At 65.3% G+C, this 16,074-nt stretch carries 14 protein-coding genes; 1 reads left to right on the forward strand and 13 read right to left on the reverse strand.

Translation table 11 applies throughout. The annotated features are described in order from the left end of the window. Positions 1-124: 124 nt before the first annotated feature. The 3 genes from K7I12_RS13765 to dkgB form a co-directional block, all read right to left on the reverse strand. Positions 125-1,411: an MATE family efflux transporter gene (locus K7I12_RS13765; protein ID WP_231664473.1), complete on the reverse strand. Its 1,287-nt coding sequence runs from the start codon at positions 1,409-1,411 to the stop codon at positions 125-127. Between the two features lie 209 nt (positions 1,412-1,620). After that, positions 1,621-2,511, reverse strand: a complete 891-nt coding sequence (locus tag K7I12_RS13770) for a prenyltransferase (RefSeq protein ID WP_031384424.1) — start codon at positions 2,509-2,511, stop codon at positions 1,621-1,623. A 39-nt stretch (positions 2,512-2,550) separates the two neighbouring features. Next, entirely contained in the window at positions 2,551-3,366 is an 816-nt protein-coding gene (dkgB, locus tag K7I12_RS13775) for a 2,5-didehydrogluconate reductase DkgB (RefSeq protein ID WP_031384425.1), read from the reverse strand. Between the two features lie 189 nt (positions 3,367-3,555). Here dkgB and K7I12_RS13780 point away from each other — a divergent pair, with 189 nt between their 5' ends. Further along, positions 3,556-4,677 (forward strand): NAD(P)/FAD-dependent oxidoreductase, encoded by a 1,122-nt coding sequence (locus K7I12_RS13780; RefSeq protein WP_231664467.1) that lies wholly within the window; start codon positions 3,556-3,558, stop codon positions 4,675-4,677. A 45-nt stretch (positions 4,678-4,722) separates the two neighbouring features. On the opposite strand, the gene K7I12_RS13785 is transcribed toward K7I12_RS13780, so the two are convergent. The 10 genes from K7I12_RS13785 to accD all read right to left on the reverse strand — a co-directional run bounded on the left by K7I12_RS13785 (position 4,723) and on the right by accD (position 16,051). Further along, positions 4,723-5,574: an ABC transporter permease gene (locus K7I12_RS13785; RefSeq protein WP_031384427.1), complete on the reverse strand. Its 852-nt coding sequence runs from the start codon at positions 5,572-5,574 to the stop codon at positions 4,723-4,725. Between the two features lie 4 nt (positions 5,575-5,578). Further along, positions 5,579-6,832, reverse strand: a complete 1,254-nt coding sequence (locus K7I12_RS13790; RefSeq protein WP_035575339.1) for an ABC transporter permease — start codon at positions 6,830-6,832, stop codon at positions 5,579-5,581. A 72-nt stretch (positions 6,833-6,904) separates the two neighbouring features. Further along, on the reverse strand, positions 6,905-8,035 hold the full coding sequence (locus tag K7I12_RS13795; protein WP_051907495.1) for an extracellular solute-binding protein: 1,131 nt from the start codon (positions 8,033-8,035) through the stop codon (positions 6,905-6,907). 114 nt (positions 8,036-8,149) lie between these two features. Further along, entirely contained in the window at positions 8,150-9,280 is a 1,131-nt protein-coding gene (locus K7I12_RS13800; protein ID WP_031384430.1) for an ABC transporter ATP-binding protein, read from the reverse strand. Between the two features lie 357 nt (positions 9,281-9,637). After that, positions 9,638-10,834, reverse strand: a complete 1,197-nt coding sequence (locus tag K7I12_RS13805) for an O-succinylhomoserine sulfhydrylase (protein WP_031384431.1) — start codon at positions 10,832-10,834, stop codon at positions 9,638-9,640. A gap of 10 nt (positions 10,835-10,844) precedes the next feature. Further along, entirely contained in the window at positions 10,845-12,362 is a 1,518-nt protein-coding gene (gene purF / locus K7I12_RS13810) for an amidophosphoribosyltransferase (protein WP_031384432.1), read from the reverse strand. 6 nt (positions 12,363-12,368) lie between these two features. Then, positions 12,369-12,983 carry a CvpA family protein gene (locus K7I12_RS13815; protein ID WP_035575342.1) on the reverse strand — a complete coding sequence of 205 codons (615 nt, stop codon included), beginning with the start codon at positions 12,981-12,983 and terminating at the stop codon, positions 12,369-12,371. Beyond that, on the reverse strand, positions 12,980-13,699 hold the full coding sequence (locus tag K7I12_RS13820) for an SPOR domain-containing protein (protein ID WP_031384434.1): 720 nt from the start codon (positions 13,697-13,699) through the stop codon (positions 12,980-12,982). Before K7I12_RS13820 ends, K7I12_RS13815 begins: the two co-directional genes overlap by 4 nt. 21 nt (positions 13,700-13,720) lie before the next feature. Continuing rightward, entirely contained in the window at positions 13,721-15,082 is a 1,362-nt protein-coding gene (gene folC, locus K7I12_RS13825) for a bifunctional tetrahydrofolate synthase/dihydrofolate synthase (RefSeq protein ID WP_051907496.1), read from the reverse strand. Continuing rightward, positions 15,083-16,051 (reverse strand): acetyl-CoA carboxylase, carboxyltransferase subunit beta, encoded by a 969-nt coding sequence (accD, locus tag K7I12_RS13830; RefSeq protein WP_031384436.1) that lies wholly within the window; start codon positions 16,049-16,051, stop codon positions 15,083-15,085. It lies immediately after the preceding gene. Positions 16,052-16,074: the final 23 nt, after the last annotated feature.

Here is a 16,074-nt window from a genome sequence, read left to right on the forward strand (position 1 = left end):
TTCAAGGCCCAGGCCAAGGGTCAGAATCTGCGTACTGTTCATGTCCTGCCTCCTGTCCATGTGGAGGTCATATCCTGGCCCAGTTCAAGGGACGAATTCCACACCCAACGACGAAGAGCCAATATCAGTTTATAACACTGGTACGCCTGCCGCGTTCGTCGATCGAGCGCCTGAACATCAAATAAGCCAGCCCGCCGGCCAGCCCATTGCCGATGGCCGCACCCAACGCCGTGCCGGCGATGCCACCCCATTGGGTACCCAGCCATAGACACGGCAGGTAGCAGGCAAACAACCGCGCGCAGGACAGCAGCATGGCCCGCAGCGGCCAGCCCAGCGCATTCGAGGCCGACACCACCAGCATGCACAGCCCGAGCAACGCATAGCTCGGCAACAGGCCGCGGATCAGCACACTCAGCTCGCCACGTACCTCAGGATTACCCGAGAGCGCCATCGCCACCCAGGGCGCGAACAGTGCCAGCACGCCGCCCAGCGCCAGTTGCCACAGAACCGCCACCTTGAACGCCAGCGCCATCAAGCGGCGAATCTGCGGCCAATCGCCGGCGCCGTAACAGCGCCCCAGCCAGGGCGGCAACGACATGGTCAGCGCCAGCACCACCATCAGCGAAACGGTTTCCAGGCGACTCGCCATGCCCCAGGCGGCCACGCTGGTTGGGCCCAGCGAGGCGACGATCGCCGTCGCCAGCATCGCCGCCAGCGGCGGCATCAGCTGGCTGACCATGGCCGGCCCGGCGATCGCCGTGAAGGGGCCCAGCGAACGCCGGGCCTCCCCGACCAGCCCGTGACGCGCCAGCCAATCGGTCTTGCCCAGCCGACGGCCCAGAATCACCAGCCCGGCGCCGAATGCCAGCGCCGTGGCCCAGGCGGCACCGGGCAGGCCCAGCCCCGGCCAGCCACCGATGCCGAAGATCAGCAATGGATCGAGCAGCAGGTTGATCAGGCTGGTGATCACCATCAGCTTGCCGGGCAAGCGGGTATCGCCGTGCGCACGGAACAGGCTGTAACCGAAATACAGCGCCGCCCCCAGCCAGGCGGCCAGCAACTGCGGCGCCCAGTAGCTGCGGATCAACGGCAGTAGTTCGGGCGCGGCGCCGAGTTGGCGAAACAGCGGCTCCTGGGCGCTCAACAGCACCAGTGCCAACAGCGCGATGATTGCACCACCACCCAGCAGTACCAGACTGCCCAGCCGCCTTGCGCGAGCCTGCTCATCGGCGCCCAGCGCCCGCGAGATCAACGCGGCGATGGCGATACCCAGCCCTACCTGCACGCCGATGATCAAGAACGACAAGGGAAAGGTGAACGACTGCGCGGCCAGCGGTGCGGTGCCCAATCGGGCGATGAAAGCGCTGTCGACCAATTGGAAACCGAGCAGCGACAATACCCCCAGCGCCATGGGCCAGGTCTGTTGCCAGAGTTGTCGAGGCAGCGTCGCGGCCACTGGAGCTCCTTGCGAATCAAGGGGAGCGCATTCTGGCATGGGAGCGAGGTCTTATCGATCTGCCACGGCGATTGCCGCGAGCGAGCGGCATCGCAAGCCGGCTCCGCGTGTCGACTGGCTATCGTTCCTTGCGAATCGGCGACCCGAGGCGGCTCTGCCCTTCGTCATTGCCACCATAATCCGACAGACAACAGTGCGAGCGTCGAGAGCAGCGTCGCCACATTGACGCCCATCACGCGCATCAGTGCCTCGCGATCTTCCAGCACGCAAGGTAGACGCAGGACCACCCACAGCGCCGCGGGAAGCGTGAGCCAGGCCAGCCAGACCCCCGCCGGCAGCAGTTGGCTTACCCGCCCCAGCGCGATCAGCGCGTAGCCGCCCAGCAGCAAGGCCCCAACCCACCGCGAGGCGCGGGGCAAGCCCAGCACGATGGGCAGATGGCGGCGACCGATACGCCGGTCGGCCTCCCTATCGGGAAACTGGTTGATCAGCAGTAGTTCACTGACCAGCAGCAGCGCGACCATCGAGGCAATCAGCGCCCCCCCATCGAGTTGCCCGCCTGACGCGACCAGGCTGCCCAGCACCATGCTCGGGCCGAAGCCCAGCCCCGGCGCCAGCAGGCATAACGGCGGCGAGCGGGTAATCCAGCGTGTATAGGCCACTATCAAGACCACGCCGCTCAGGCCCAGCACCAGCATCGGCCAGCCTCGCAGCCACAGGAAGTAGATACCGATCGCCACGACGACCGCCAGCATGCAGCATGCCGTGATCAATACGCCGGGTGCCGCCGAGGGCGTTTCTGGCAACGCACCGCTGCCGCCGGAGAACGGGGTTCGCCGGGTGAGCATGTCGAGGCCGGAGCGAAAATCGTCATACTCGTTGAGCAGGTTGACGGCTACATGAGCAAGCAGCCCGCCGATCAGCACCAGCACCACCTCGAGGGGGTCGAGGACGACCGACTGGCGAGCGGCGAGGCTCACCCCCAGCACTACGCAAAGCGGCGCCAATACTAGAAAGTCGGGGCGAGAGGCCCGCGCCACCGCGATGGTCGACATGCAGACCCCTTGATTGCCCCAGGTGAAGGCCCGGCTCGCTCAGGCGTCCCACTTGGGTGCGAAATCCGGGTTGGCGATCCGCTCGCCCACATCCAGACGCTCGATGCGCGCCATCTCGTCATCGCTCAGGGTCAGCTCGAGCGCCGCCAGGTTGGCTTGCTGATGCTCGGGCCGGGTGGACGAGGGAATCACCGCGATATCGCGCGACGCAACCCAGGCCAGCGCGACTTGGGCCGGCGTGGCGTCGTGATCGTCAGCGATCTGGCGGAGCACCGGTTCGTTCATCACCTTACCGACGGCGAGCGGCATGTAGCCGGTGACCTCAAGCCCCTTGGCCTGGCTGTGCTCGACCAGCGTTCGGTTGGCCAGGAATGGATGGACTTCGATCTGGTTGGTAATCAGATGCTCGCCTCCCGGTACCGACAGTGCCTCATCGAGATGCGCCAGGGTGAAGTTCGAGACGCCGATGTGCCGGGCCAGTCCCTTCTCGCGTGCCGCGTTGAGCGCGCCGATGTATTCCGCCATGGGTATCTCGTCATTGGGCGACGGCCAATGGATCAGCGCCAGATCGACCCGCTCGACGGCGAGCTTGCGACAGCTTTCCTCGAGGCTGGCGATCAGCTCATCGTGACGAAAGCGATCCCACCAGACCTTGGTGGTCAGGAATATCTCGTCGCGAGGCACGCCGCTTTGCTTGATGGCCTCGCCGACCGGCTGCTCGTTATCGTAGATCTGGGCGGTATCGATGTGTCGATAGCCGAGCGCAAGAGCCGACTTGACCGAATCGATGACCTGCTGGTCCTTGAGGCGATAGGTACCGAGACCGATGCGCGGAATGATGTTTGATTGGGCCATGCTAGCCTCCCTGCCTTTTTCGGAGCGTTCGTCGGCCAGCAGGACCGACATTATTGAAATTGAGGTCGGCGGCCGGGCATTTCAAGGCCGTTAGAGGTCTAGCGATCGCCGCGGAGCGAACTCGGCACGCCACTGCCAACTCGTGTCCGAAGGCATTAGACTGAAGTTTCCTGTCGAGTGGGGATGATGATGAGCGAAACCGCGAATGTCGTGCTGGTAGGCGCCGGGCATGCCCACCTGCACGTCGCCGGCCATGCCCGTCGCCTGATCGAGCGCGGTGCGCATGTGACGCTGATCTCTCCCGGCGACTTCTGGTACTCCGGCATGGCCACCGGCATGCTCGGCGGCGACTACGAGGCCAGCCAGGACCGGCTCGACCCGGCATCGCTGATCAGGGCCCAGGGCGGCGAATTCATCGCCGACCGGGTGAGCGGTATCGACCGCCAGCGGCGTCAGGTGCAGCTCGTCGGTTCGCCACCGCTCGCTTATGATCTGCTGTCGTTGAACCTGGGCAGTCGCGTCGATCCCTCAACGATCTTCGGCCTGTCGAGTGGTGACAACGTCTGGCCGGTGAAACCCATCGCAACTCTGTGGCGGCTGCGCCAGCAGCTCGAATCGGCGCTCGCCGGCAACGCCGAAGCGCCGCGCCTGGCGGTCATCGGTGGCGGACCCACCGGAGTCGAACTGACCGCCAACCTGGTCGCGCTCTACGCCCGCTACGGGCGCGAACCTGGCATCACCCTGGTCAGCGCCAGCGAAAGATTGCTGCCCAACGCACCACGCGCCGCCGGCGCGTGGATCGAGCGACGCCTGGAACGGCGTGGAGTGCGCCTCGAACTGGCCGCCTCGGCCGTGGGCTATCAAGCCGGCGAGCTGCGCCTCGACGACGGCATGCGTCTGAGCGTCGAGCATGTGGTGCTCGCCAACGGTTTGATCGCCCCTGAGCTTACCGGCGAGCTTGGCCTTGCCTGCGATTCGCGCCAAGGCCTGGCCATCACCCCGGCGCTGCACAGCCCCGACGACTCGCGCATCTTCGCCGTCGGCGACTGCGCCTGGCTCCGCCATGCACCTTGCCCCAAGCTCGGCGTATTCGGGGTCCGTCAGGCGCCGGTGCTGCTCGACAATCTCTGCGCCTGGCTCGCCGGCGAGCCGCTGCGCGACTACCAGCCGCAGCGCCGCTATCTATCGGTGCTCAATCTCGGCGATGGGCGCGGCCTGGCACTCTGGGACCGCTGGTGGTGGAAAGGCCGCCTGGCCCTGCAACTCAAGCAGCACCTGGATCGGCGCTTCATGGCCCGCTGCGGTGCGTGAAGACCGAGCCCGCGGCAGGGCCGGGCGCGCGGTAAGCGTATCGGGCTAGCCCGGCGTCATGCCGCGCATCCGCTCGCTGCGTCGGCGCAGCAGTTCCAGCGTGGTCAGCAGCAGCATCGACAGCAGCACCAGCATCGTCGCCACCGCGAGGATCGTCGGGCTTATCTGCTCGCGAATCCCCGACCACATCTGGATCGGCATGGTGCGCTGCTCGGGGCCGGCTATGAACAGCACCACCACCACCTCGTCGAACGAGGTGATGAAGGCGAACAGCGCCCCCGACACCACACCCGGGGTGACCAACGGCAAGACGACCTTGAAGAAGGTCCGGGTGGGGTTGGCGCCCAGGCTGTGCGCGGCACGGTTCAGGGTGGTATCGAAGCTCGACAGCGTGGCGGTCACCGTGATTACCACGAAGGGAATGCCCAGCACCGTGTGGGCGAGGATCACTCCCAGGTAGGTCTGCGCCAGATTGACCTTGGAAAAGAAGAAGAACATCGCCGCCGCCGAAATGATCAACGGCACGATCATCGGCGAGATCAGCAATGCCATCACCGCGCCACGTGCCGGCATGTGTCGGCTCGACAGACCCAGCGCGGCGATCGTACCGAGCATCGTGGCCAGCAACGTCGCAGCGATGCCGACGATGAAACTGTTCTTGATCGAATTGAGCCATTCGCTGGAGGTGAAGAAATCCTGGTACCAGCGCAGCGAATAGCCGTCCGGATCCAGCTGCAGCATAGCCTTGGTGAAGGTGAAATAGGGTTCGGCATTGAACGACAGGGGGATGACCAGCAGCAGCGGACCGATCAGGAACAGGAAGACCAATCCGCACAGCCCCAGGAAGACATAGTGCCAGATGCGTTCGCCACGCGTGGCGTAGGATGGAAGCGCCATTGCGTTACCCCAGCTTGACTTTGTCGACGCCAATCAGGCGATTGAAGACCAGGTAGCAGACCACCACCACGAACAGCAGGATCGAGGCGATCGCCGCCGCCAGCCCCCAGTTGAGCGAGGTCTGCATGTGGTAGGCGATGGAATTGGTGATGAAGCGCCCCGATTGCCCGCCGACCAGCGCCGGCGTGATGTAGTAGCCGATCGACAGGATGAACACCAGTATTCCGCCGGCGGCAATCCCGGGAATGGTCAGCGGAAAATACACCCGCCGGAAGCACAGCAAGGGCTTCCCGCCCAGCGAGCGGGCGGCGTGCATGTAACTCGGCGGAATGGTCTTCATCACCGAGTACAACGGCAGGATCATGAACGGCAGCAGGATATGGGTCATGGCGATGATCGTCCCCGTCTTGTTGTAGATCATCTGCCATCGCGCCTCGTCGGCGATGATCCCCAGCGCCACCATCAGATCGTTGAGCACTCCCTGCGACTGCAGGATGGCGATCCAGGTGGTGGTACGCACCAGCAACGAGGTCCAGAACGGCAACAGCACCAGGATCATCAACAGGTTGGAATGGCGCAGCGGCAAGTTGGCGAGCAGGAAGGCGACCGGGTAACCGAGTATCAGGGTCGTCAGCATGATGACGCCACTCATCCAGAACGTTCGCCAGAACAGCGTTCCGTAAACCTGCATGTAATCAGGCACCGCGACGATCTCGCCATCGGGGGAATACTGATGATCGACGGCTGCCAGGTAGTAGGACAGTGTATAGGGCGACGACTCGCGCTTGATCACCCGCCAGGTCGCGAGTTCGCCCCAGTCGTCGTTGATATCGATCAGGGCGGCTTTATAGGGTGCTTCCAGCTTGGCGACACGCCGCGCGGTACCCATCAGCGCCGACCGCATGCCGGATTTCTCGTAGTTGAGACGGCTCGCCACCAGCCCCAGGTTGCGCGCCTTGGCGCCCGCCTCGAGATCGGCGGCCAGCGCGGCGAAGGCCGGCTCGTCGGGTAGCGACTCGCCATCCCAGTCGGCCAGCGCCTGGCTGGTCTGCGGCAGCGCGGTGGAGACTTCGGGGTTGTCGACGCTGCGCCACAGCATGTCGAACAGCGGCATGACGAAAGCGATGATCAAGAACGCCAGCAGCGGCGACACCAGCAGCAGCGCCTTGAGCTTCGAACGCCGCACGGCACGGCGCAGACTGGTCTTAAGCGGTACGCCATCGGCGGTTTTCAGGGGAGCGGTGGGAGATTCGGACACGCGGGTCTCTCCGGAAAGGATTCGAGCCTACCAAGGAGCCACGCCACCCCGGCCGGGGTGGCGTGGCGGAACTTACTGGGCCAGCCAGGCGTTGAAGCGCTGGGTCAGTTCGTCGTTGTGGTCGGCCCAGAACTCGTTGTCCTTGGGGATAGCGGTTTCGAAGTTGGGACCGTAGGTGGGCATGTGCGGCTTCATCTCGATATCGGTACCGGCCAGGGTGGTTACCATCTTGGCCGATGACTTGCGCGCCGGGCCATAGGAAATGTACTTGGCCTGATCGGCCAGCCGCTGGGTATCGGTGGCGAAGTACAGGTAGTCCTTGACCTTGTCGAGCTTGCCGGTGGGCACCACCCAGCCATCGAGCTCGAACACCTGGGCGTCCCAGATGATCTCGAACGGCTGGCCCTCGTTGGCCGCGGCGTTGAAGATACGACCGTTATACGCCGAGCCGAAGGCAACTTCCTGGTCGGCCAGCAGTTGCGGCGGCTGGGCACCCTCTTCCCACCAGATCACCTGATCCTTGATGGTATCGAGCTTGGCGAACGCACGGGCCACGCCCTCTTCGGTCTCGAGCACGTCGTAGACATCTTCCGGCGCCACGCCGTCGGCGACCAATGCCCACTCGAGGTTGTTGATCGGCTTGCGCATCAGCGTGCGTTTGCCCGGATAGTTCTCGAGATCGAAGACGTCGGCGATGGTGCTGGGCTGCTTGTCCTCGGGGAACATCTCGGTATTGAAGGCGACGATGTTGGAATAGACGATCGAGGGTACGAAACACTCATCCAGCGAATTCTCGATGAAGTCTTCGCTGGGCGGCGTGCCGTCGGGTGCGTCGGCCAGCAGCGCATCGTGATCGAGCGGTTCGATCAGCCCCTCGGCGCAGGCGATCAGGGCATCCGCCGGCAACATGTCGACCAGATCCCAGGTCACGTTGCCCGCCTGCGACTGCGCGCGCAGCCCGGCCAGGGCATTGCCGCTACGGTCGATGTTGACGATCTCGTCGCCGGACTTTTTCATCCACGGCTCGTTATAGGCTTTCTGCTGGCTCATGCTGTAGGCCCCGCCCCAGGAGACGATATTCAGCGTCTCGGCCTGCGCGGATACCGCCAGCGTCAACGTGGACAGCCCGAAGGCACCCGCCACGGCGCCCTTGATCAACGTATCCTTGATCAACGTTCCCTTGAAGAGTCTTGTGTTGTTCATGCGGTGTTTCTCCAGTTGTTGTTATCACGCCATCCTGCAATGTCCGGCGAGCGGCAGCGCCACGCCGCCGGGCGACATCGCTTTCGGTTACCTCAGCTCGAAGCAGTGTTCGACTCAGGCATCCAGAGCCCGGCAATCGGCGCTCGACCAGCCGATCTCGACCGTTTCCCCCGGGCGCAGCACGCTGTGACCGTCGGCGTTGGGGGTCTTGATGATGAACTCGTCGTTGCCGCAGACCGACAGCCGTGTACGCAGATGGTCGCCGAGATAGATCACCTCCTGGACTTTCGCCGAGAAACGGTTCTCGAATTCACGACTGTCTTCGCGCAGCAGGCTGACCCGCTCGGGACGTAGCGACAACGTGGTCCGGACGCCAGTCTCGGCGACCGCGACCGGCGTGGCGATCACCGTCTCGCCGCTATCCAGGCGTACCTGGCAGCGCTCGCCAGCGAGCTCGGTGACTTCGCCGCGCAGGCGATTGTTCTCGCCGATGAAATAGGCGACGAAGGCGTTTTCAGGCTGCTCATAGAGGGTGTCCGGCGAAGCCAGCTGCTGGACCACGCCATCGTTGAACACGGCGATGCGATCGGACATGGTCAGCGCTTCGGTCTGATCGTGGGTGACGTAGAGCATGGTCACCCCCAGCTCGGCATGGATACGCTTGATTTCGTATTGCATCTCCTCGCGGAGATTCTTGTCCAGCGCCCCGAGCGGCTCGTCCATCAACACCAGCTCGGGCTCGAAGACCAGCGCGCGCGCCAGCGCCACACGCTGCTGCTGACCGCCGGACAGCTGCGCCGGGCGGCGGTCGCCGAACTCATCGAGCCGGACCATCGCCAGGGCACGCTGGACCTTCTGCTTGATCTCGGCCTTGCTCAGATGGCGCACCTCGAGGGGGAAGGCGAGATTCTCGGCCACCGTCATGTGCGGAAACAGCGCGTAGTTCTGGAAGACCATGCCGATGCCCCGCTTGTGCGGCGGCAAGCCATTGATCGGTTCGCCCTTGAGCAGGATCTCGCCATGAGTCGGCGTCTCGAACCCCGCCATCATCATCAGGCAGGTGGTCTTGCCGGAGCCCGACGGCCCCAGCAGGGTGACGAACTCGCCCTGCCGGACATCCAGGTTGAAGTCCTTGACCACCAGCTCGACGCCGTCATAGCTCTTCTGGACGCTGCGGAAGCGGGCAAAACACGTCTTGTCGGCCGCCGCTTGCGTTGGCGGCTCAGCTTCGAGGGTCTGGGTCATGCAGCATTACCTGTGCGTAGCGATTGTTGTCGTTTTGTCGCCTGGCGTGCGACCCGAGGCAGGTATCATTTTGTTACTGTTGTTGTTTTGACTTTGACATTAGAACCAATGCCGTCACGACTACAACCCCTTAAAGGGACAATAAGCGTTGAAAGTGATTTCCAGTGGCGATTGCAGAAACGACAAGGGCGCCCGTAGGCGCCCTGCGTCCGATTGACGATCGATCCCAACCCACTCCTTGTCAGCAAGATGCACTCATGGGGCATAGGGCGAGGAGCGCGGCTCCTAAGGTGGCATCGCACGCATAAAAACGCTCCGCGAGCGCAGCGTCGACGATCGGCCAGGCCCGACAGACTCCTAGGCGAGTCGATCGAGGCCGCGCGCCAGGTCCGCCTTGAGATCGGCCAACCCTTCCAGGCCCACGGCGATGCGAATCAACCCTTCGCTGATTCCCGAAGCGACCTTCTGCTCGTCGGAAAGACGCCCGTGGGTGGTGGTCGCCGGATGGGTAATGGTGGTCTTGGCGTCGCCCAGATTGCCGGTGATCGACATCAGCCGGGTGGCATCGATCACCGACCAGGCGCCCTCGCGACCGCCGGCGATCTCGACGCCGAGCACCGCGCCGAAGCCTGTCTGCTGCGCCCGGGCCAGCGCGTGCTGGGGATGACTCTTCAAACCGCTGTAGTGCACCCGGGCAACCGCCGGGTGCGCCTCTAGCCACTGCGCCAACGCCAGGGCGCTCTCGCAATGCGCGCGCATGCGCAGGCCCAGCGTCTCCAGCCCCTTGAGGAAGATCCAAGCGTTGAACGGGCTCATGCAAGGCCCGCAGGTGCGCACCACCCCGAACAACTCCTCGAGTTCGCGGTCAGCGCCCACCACCGCGCCGCCGATCGCCCGGCCCTGACCATCCAGATACTTGGTGGCGGAATGAATCACCAGATCGGCGCCGAGCTCCAGCGGACGCTGCAGAGCCGGCGTCAGGAAGCAGTTGTCGATCGCCAGCCAGGCGCCGTGGCGATGGGCGATCTCGGCCAGCGCGGCGATATCGACCACCTCGGAGAGCGGATTGGACGGCGTCTCGGCGAACAGCAACTTGGTGTCGGGAGTGATCGCCGCCTGCCACTCGTCGAGATTGCCCAGCTCCACGTAGCGGGTGGTGATGCCGAACTTGCCCAGATACTTGCTGAACAGGCTCACCGTGGAACCGAACAGCGAACGCGAAGCGACGATCTCGTCGCCGGCCTCGAGCAGCCCCAGCGCGGTCGCGAGAATCGCCGCCATCCCCGAACTGGTCGCCACGCAGCGCTCGCCGCCCTCCAGCGCCGCCAGGCGCTCCTCGAAGACGCGCACGGTGGGGTTGGTGAAGCGCGAGTAGATGTTGCCCGGCTCCTCGCCGGCGAACTTGCGCGCCGCTTCGGCGGCGCTGCCATAGACGAAGCTCGAGGTCGCGAAGATCGGCTCGCTGTGCTCCTGCTCGGCGCTGCGTACATGGCCGGCGCGTACCGCCAGGGTATCCAGCGACCAGGCGTCGCCGTCGAAATCGTGTTCGTGCATCAAGCCCCCATTAGTCGTAGTCCTCGACGTCATTGTGCAGATCGACCACCGCATGGCCGGTGCCGTCCTGGGTCTTGGCGGCATCGTTGCGCGAGGCCTCCAGCGCGGCCAGATATGCAGCGTCGATATCGCCGGTGATGTACTCGCCATCGAACACCGAGCAGTCGAAACGCTCGATCTGTGGGTTGACGTCGCGACAGGCCGTCTTGAGATCCTCGAGATCCTGATAGAAGATCCGGTCGGCGCCGATCAGCTCGCCGACCTCCGCCTCGCTGCGACCGTGGGCGATCAATTCGCTGGCCGCCGGCATGTCGATCCCGTAGACGTTGGGATAGCGCACCGGCGGCGCCGCCGAGGCGAAGTAGACCTTGTTGGCACCGGCTTCGCGGGCCATCTGGATGATCTGCTTGCAGGTCGTGCCGCGCACGATCGAGTCGTCGACCAGCAGCACGTTCTTGCCGGCGAACTCGATGTCGATGGCGTTGAGCTTCTGACGCACCGACTTCTTGCGCTGGGTCTGCCCCGGCATGATAAACGTCCGCCCGATATAGCGATTCTTCATGAAGCCTTCGCGGTACGTCACGCCCAGATGCTGAGCCAGTTCCAGCGCCGAAGTCCGCGAGGTGTCGGGGATCGGGATGACCACGTCGATGTCATGCTCCGGCCACTCCTTGAGGATGCGATCGCCGAGCTTGCGGCCCATCTGCATGCGCGTGCCGTAGACGTAGGCGCCATCGAGGATCGAGTCGGGCCGCGCCAGATAGACGTGTTCGAAGATGCATGGCGCCAGCACCGGCCGGTCGGCGCACAGCTGGGTATGCACCGCGCCCTGCAGGTCGACGAAGATCGCCTCGCCCGGTGCCAGGTCGCGGGCCAGTTCGAAGCCGCCGACGTCCAGCGCCACCGATTCGGAAGCGATCATCACGTCCTGGCCTTCCGGCGTCTGGCGCGAGCCGAACACCACCGGGCGGATGCCCTGCGGGTCGCGGAACGCCACCATGCCGAAGCCGTTGATCATCGCCACCGCGGCATAGCCGCCGCGGCAACGACGATGCACGCGACGCACCGCGTCGAAAATGTCCTCGGGGTTGAGGTGGTGGCCCTGCTTGCCCAGCTCATGGGCGAAGACGTTGAGCAGCACCTCCGAATCCGAGCTGGTGTTGATGTGGCGCAGGTCGGTGGTGTACAGCTCCTGCTTGAGCTGGTCCGAGTTGGTCAGGTTGCCGTTGTGCGCCAGCGCCAGACCATACGGAGAGTTGACGTAGAACGGCTGCGATTCGGCCTCGCTCGACGAGCCCGCGGTCGGGTAGCGCACATGGCCGATGCCCAGATTGCCCTTGAGACGCGTCATGTGGCGGGTATGGAATACGTCGCGCACCAGTCCATTGCTCTTGCGCAGCAGGAAGCGTCCTTCATGCCAGGTCATCATCCCGGCGGCGTCCTGCCCCCGGTGCTGAAGCACCGTCAGTGCATCATAAAGCGCCTGATTGACCGGCTGGGTGGCCATGAGGCCCACGATACCGCACATTCCGCCTTACCTCGTTTGCAATGGACCCGCCGCATTCGAACGCTCGGGTACCCGTGAAAAAGCGCCGGAATCCGCCGATCCCGGATTCGACACGTCGACCGGCAGCGACAGCGAACGAATCCCGTCGAGCTTCTCCGGATTGCGCTGCTGCCAGTCGACGAAGCGCGCCACCGCCCAGTCGCGCAGATTCTCGAAGGTCGGTCGCAGCTGTGCCTGCTGCCAGGATTGCAGTTGCATCAATGGCGTCAGGCTGATCAATACCGTCGCCAGCACCAGGATCGCGCCGCCGCGCAGGATTCCGAAACCGGCCCCGGCAAGGCGGTTGAAGAAGCCCATGCCGACCCACTCGATGGCCGCCTGGACGCCGCGGATCACCAGCCCGCAGAGCAGGATCACCACGAAGATCACCGCCACGAAGGCCACCACCAGACGCACGTCGGGACTGTCTATCCAGCCGCCGAGACGCTCGGCCAGCGGCGGCGCCAACCACCGCGAGGCCAGCAGCGCGACGATCCAGGCGCCCAGGCCCAGCGCCTCGCGGACCAGCCCGCGCAAAAAACCCGCCAGCATCGACGCGGCCAGAACGGCCAGGAACAGCCAGTCCAGCCAGGTGAAGGTCATTCGCTCTCCTGCACCCTGATCAGCAGCCCCTGAATATTGGCCTGCTCCTTGAGCGCGGTGCGGACCTTCTCGCCGTCGTCCGAACTGGCGAACGGCCCAACGTAGACCGTCGTCAGATTGTTGTCGCGCGGCCGGCTATACGCCGCGAACCCCTGCTCGTCGAGCTGTTTCTCGAGGCGCGCCGCGTTGTCCGGCTGACCGAAACTGCCCACCTGCACCGCCCAGTCGCCGTTCTCGGCGACCGCCGGTGTGCTGCTCTGCGCAGCGCCATTGGCCGCTTGCGTGCCGGCCTCGCCCTGCTGGCCGTCCTGCCCGGCACGCTGGGCCAGCGCGGCGATCGGATCGGGACGCGGCGCATCCGACTCGGCCTGCGAGGCGCTGCCTGGCGCGGGCTGGTTACCGGCGACCTGCTCGGCTGCGCTCCTGTCGGGCTCGGCATCGTCGGGCTGGGGAGCGTTGGCCCGGGCGGCGTCGGGTCGGGCCTGCCCCGCCGGCTGGCTCGGCGCCTGCGGCGACTGGATCTGGCCCAGGCTCGCGGGCCGCTCGGGGGCCTCGACGGGGGTCTGCTTGATATCGATCGGTTGCTCGATGGTAAGCACCGGCTCCGGGCGGTCTTCGCGCGTCGGCGGATCGTCGAACAGCATGGGAATGAAGATCACCCCCAGGGCCAGAAGAATCACGGCGCCGCTGACGCGTTCACGCATTCCGTACTTCATGTCACTCTCCTAGCGAATCTCCTAACGGCCATGCTGAGCGGTTCCGGCCCCGCCACGGCTCCCCTGTGCGGCGTGCCAGCCGAGCACCTCGGCCACGGTATAGAAGGAACCACAGACCAGCGCTTCGTCGTCGGCCGCGAGCCTTTCCGCCAGCCAGGCGGCACCGGCCGCCGGCGAGTCGGCACGATGCAGTAGCGTCGCGCCATGCGCAATCAACTGCTCGGCCAGCTCGTCGGCGCTACGCGCGCGCGGCCCTTCGAGGCTGACCGTGACCCAGGCGTCCACCTGCGAGGATAGCGCCTTAAATATGCCCTGCGCATCCTTGTCGCGCAGCATCCCGAGCAGCGCGATCCGGCGTGCCGGACGCGACCGTTCGGCGAGTCGCGCCGCCAGGTAGCTCGCGGCATGGGGATTGTGGGCGACGTCCAGGCACCAGTTGTCGAGCCACTGCATGCGCCCGGCCAGCGTCACTTCGGCCAGGGCCCGGCGACAGGCCGAAGGCTCAAGCTCGATACCCGCCAGCGCCAGCGCCTGGATCGCCAGTGCCGCGTTGTCCAGCGGCAGGCCCGGAACCGGCAGGTCGTCCAAATGCAACGCCTGGGCGTGGCGATCGACGCCCCGCCACTGCCAGCCCTCGCCAGCGGACGCGGATGGCCGATGAATGCGCTGGAAATCCCGTCCCAGACGCCAGGCCTGCGCCCCGCAGGCCTCGGCGGCCGCGAACACGCTGCCCGGCAGGTCATGGCCCAGCACCGCCGGCCGCGAGCCACGCAGGATGCCCGCCTTCTCTCGGCCGATGGCCTCCAGGTCGGTACCCAGGAAATCGGCATGATCGAGCGCCACGCTGGTCACCACGGCGACATCCGAATCGACGACGTTGACCGCATCGAGTCGCCCACCCAGCCCGACCTCGAGAATCGCCACCTCGGGGCGGCGCTGGGCGATCGCCCACAGCGCCGCCAGCGTGCCGACCTCGAAATAGGTCAGGCTCACCGGCTCGGACATCAGGCGAGCGGCCTCGACGCGTTCGAAACCGGCGACCAGCAGGCCATCGTCGGCCTCGCGGCCGTCGAGGCGCAGGCGCTCGTTGTAACGCAACAGATGAGGCGAGGTGTAGGCCGCCGTCGAGCGACCGTGAGCGCCGGCCAACGCCTCGAGCATGGCCACCGTCGAGCCCTTGCCGTTGGTCCCGGCGACAGTGATCAGCGCACCGGCAAGCGGCGACTCGGTCAAGCCCAGGCGTTCGGCGACGACGGCCACGCGCTCGAGGCCCAGATCGATGGCCACCGGGTGCTGACGCTCGAGGCGCGCCAGCCAGGCCTCGAGAGACAGCCCCCGGTCAGGCAGGGCATCATCGGGAGTGGCGGATGCAGTCCGGCTCATTCAGCGACGGTCATCCAGCGATTCGTCGTCGATCAGCGATTCGTCGATCAGCGAACTGGCCTCGACATCGGCTTCGTGATCGCTGGCAACCGGCTCCTCCTCAGGCATCGGCAAGGCGTGATGGGTCAGCTTGCGCAACACGCCGACCAGCCGCTCGCGCATCTCGGTGCGATGCACGATCATGTCGACGGTGCCGTGCTCGAGCAGGAACTCGCTGCGCTGGAAGCCTTCCGGCAATTGTTCGCGCACGGTCTGCTCGATGACCCGCGGGCCGGCGAAGCCGATCAGCGCGTTGGGCTCGGCCACGTTGAGATCGCCGAGCATCGCCAGCGACGCCGAGACCCCGCCGAACACCGGATCGGTGAGCACCGAGATGTAGGGAATGCCGGCCTGCTTCAAGCGCTCCAGCGCGGCCGAGGTCTTGGCCATCTGCATCAGCGAGAACAGCGCTTCCTGCATGCGCGCCCCGCCGGAGGCGGCAAAGCACACCAGCGGCACGCCCTCCTCAAGCGCCACGCTAGCGGCGCGCACGAACTTCTCGCCGACCACCGCGCCCATCGAGCCGCCCATGAACGTGAACTCGAAGGCCACCGCCACCACCGGCAGGCCATCGAGCGACCCGCGCATGGCGATCAGCGCATCGTTCTCGTCAGTCTCCTTCTGGGCCGTCGCCAGGCGGTCCTTGTATTTCTTGGAGTCGCGGAACTTGAGCCGATCGACGGGCTGCAAGCCGGCGGCGATCTCCTCGCGGCCTTCGCTGTCGAGAAACCAGTCAAGGCGCTTGCGGGCCGTCAGGCGCAAGTGATGGTCGCACTTGGGGCAGACGTTGTGGTGTTTTTCAAGCTCCGGGAGGTAGAGCACCCCATCACACTTGGGACACTTGCGCCACAGGCCGTCGGGCACGCTGGTGCGACGATCCTTGCGCTGAACGCGTCCCATGGACGGCACGATCTTGTCTAGCCAGCTCATGGTCGAAAGGTATCCATTCTGCT

The sequence above is a fragment of the Halomonas sp. IOP_31 genome (assembly GCF_021151495.1).
GTDB classification, from domain to species: domain Bacteria; phylum Pseudomonadota; class Gammaproteobacteria; order Pseudomonadales; family Halomonadaceae; genus Modicisalibacter; species Modicisalibacter zincidurans.

Bases quoted from the DNA above. Each gene is read 5' to 3' on its own strand.
- purF (WP_031384432.1), bottom strand. From the start codon at position 12,362: ATGTGCGGTATCGTGGGCCTCATGGCCACCCAGCCGGTCAATCAGGCG.
- K7I12_RS13815 (WP_035575342.1), bottom strand. From the start codon at position 12,983: ATGACCTTCACCTGGCTGGACTGGCTGTTCCTGGCCGTTCTGGCCGCG.
- K7I12_RS13795 (WP_051907495.1), bottom strand. From the start codon at position 8,035: ATGAACAACACAAGACTCTTCAAGGGAACGTTGATCAAGGATACGTTG.
- accD (WP_031384436.1), bottom strand. From the start codon at position 16,051: ATGAGCTGGCTAGACAAGATCGTGCCGTCCATGGGACGCGTTCAGCGC.
- K7I12_RS13770 (WP_031384424.1), bottom strand. From the start codon at position 2,511: ATGTCGACCATCGCGGTGGCGCGGGCCTCTCGCCCCGACTTTCTAGTA.
- K7I12_RS13780 (WP_231664467.1), top strand. From the start codon at position 3,556: ATGAGCGAAACCGCGAATGTCGTGCTGGTAGGCGCCGGGCATGCCCAC.
- K7I12_RS13785 (WP_031384427.1), bottom strand. From the start codon at position 5,574: ATGGCGCTTCCATCCTACGCCACGCGTGGCGAACGCATCTGGCACTAT.
- K7I12_RS13820 (WP_031384434.1), bottom strand. From the start codon at position 13,699: ATGAAGTACGGAATGCGTGAACGCGTCAGCGGCGCCGTGATTCTTCTG.
- dkgB (WP_031384425.1), bottom strand. From the start codon at position 3,366: ATGGCCCAATCAAACATCATTCCGCGCATCGGTCTCGGTACCTATCGC.
- K7I12_RS13805 (WP_031384431.1), bottom strand. From the start codon at position 10,834: ATGCACGAACACGATTTCGACGGCGACGCCTGGTCGCTGGATACCCTG.
- folC (WP_051907496.1), bottom strand. From the start codon at position 15,082: ATGAGCCGGACTGCATCCGCCACTCCCGATGATGCCCTGCCTGACCGG.
- K7I12_RS13800 (WP_031384430.1), bottom strand. From the start codon at position 9,280: ATGACCCAGACCCTCGAAGCTGAGCCGCCAACGCAAGCGGCGGCCGAC.
- K7I12_RS13765 (WP_231664473.1), bottom strand. From the start codon at position 1,411: ATGGCGCTGGGGGTATTGTCGCTGCTCGGTTTCCAATTGGTCGACAGC.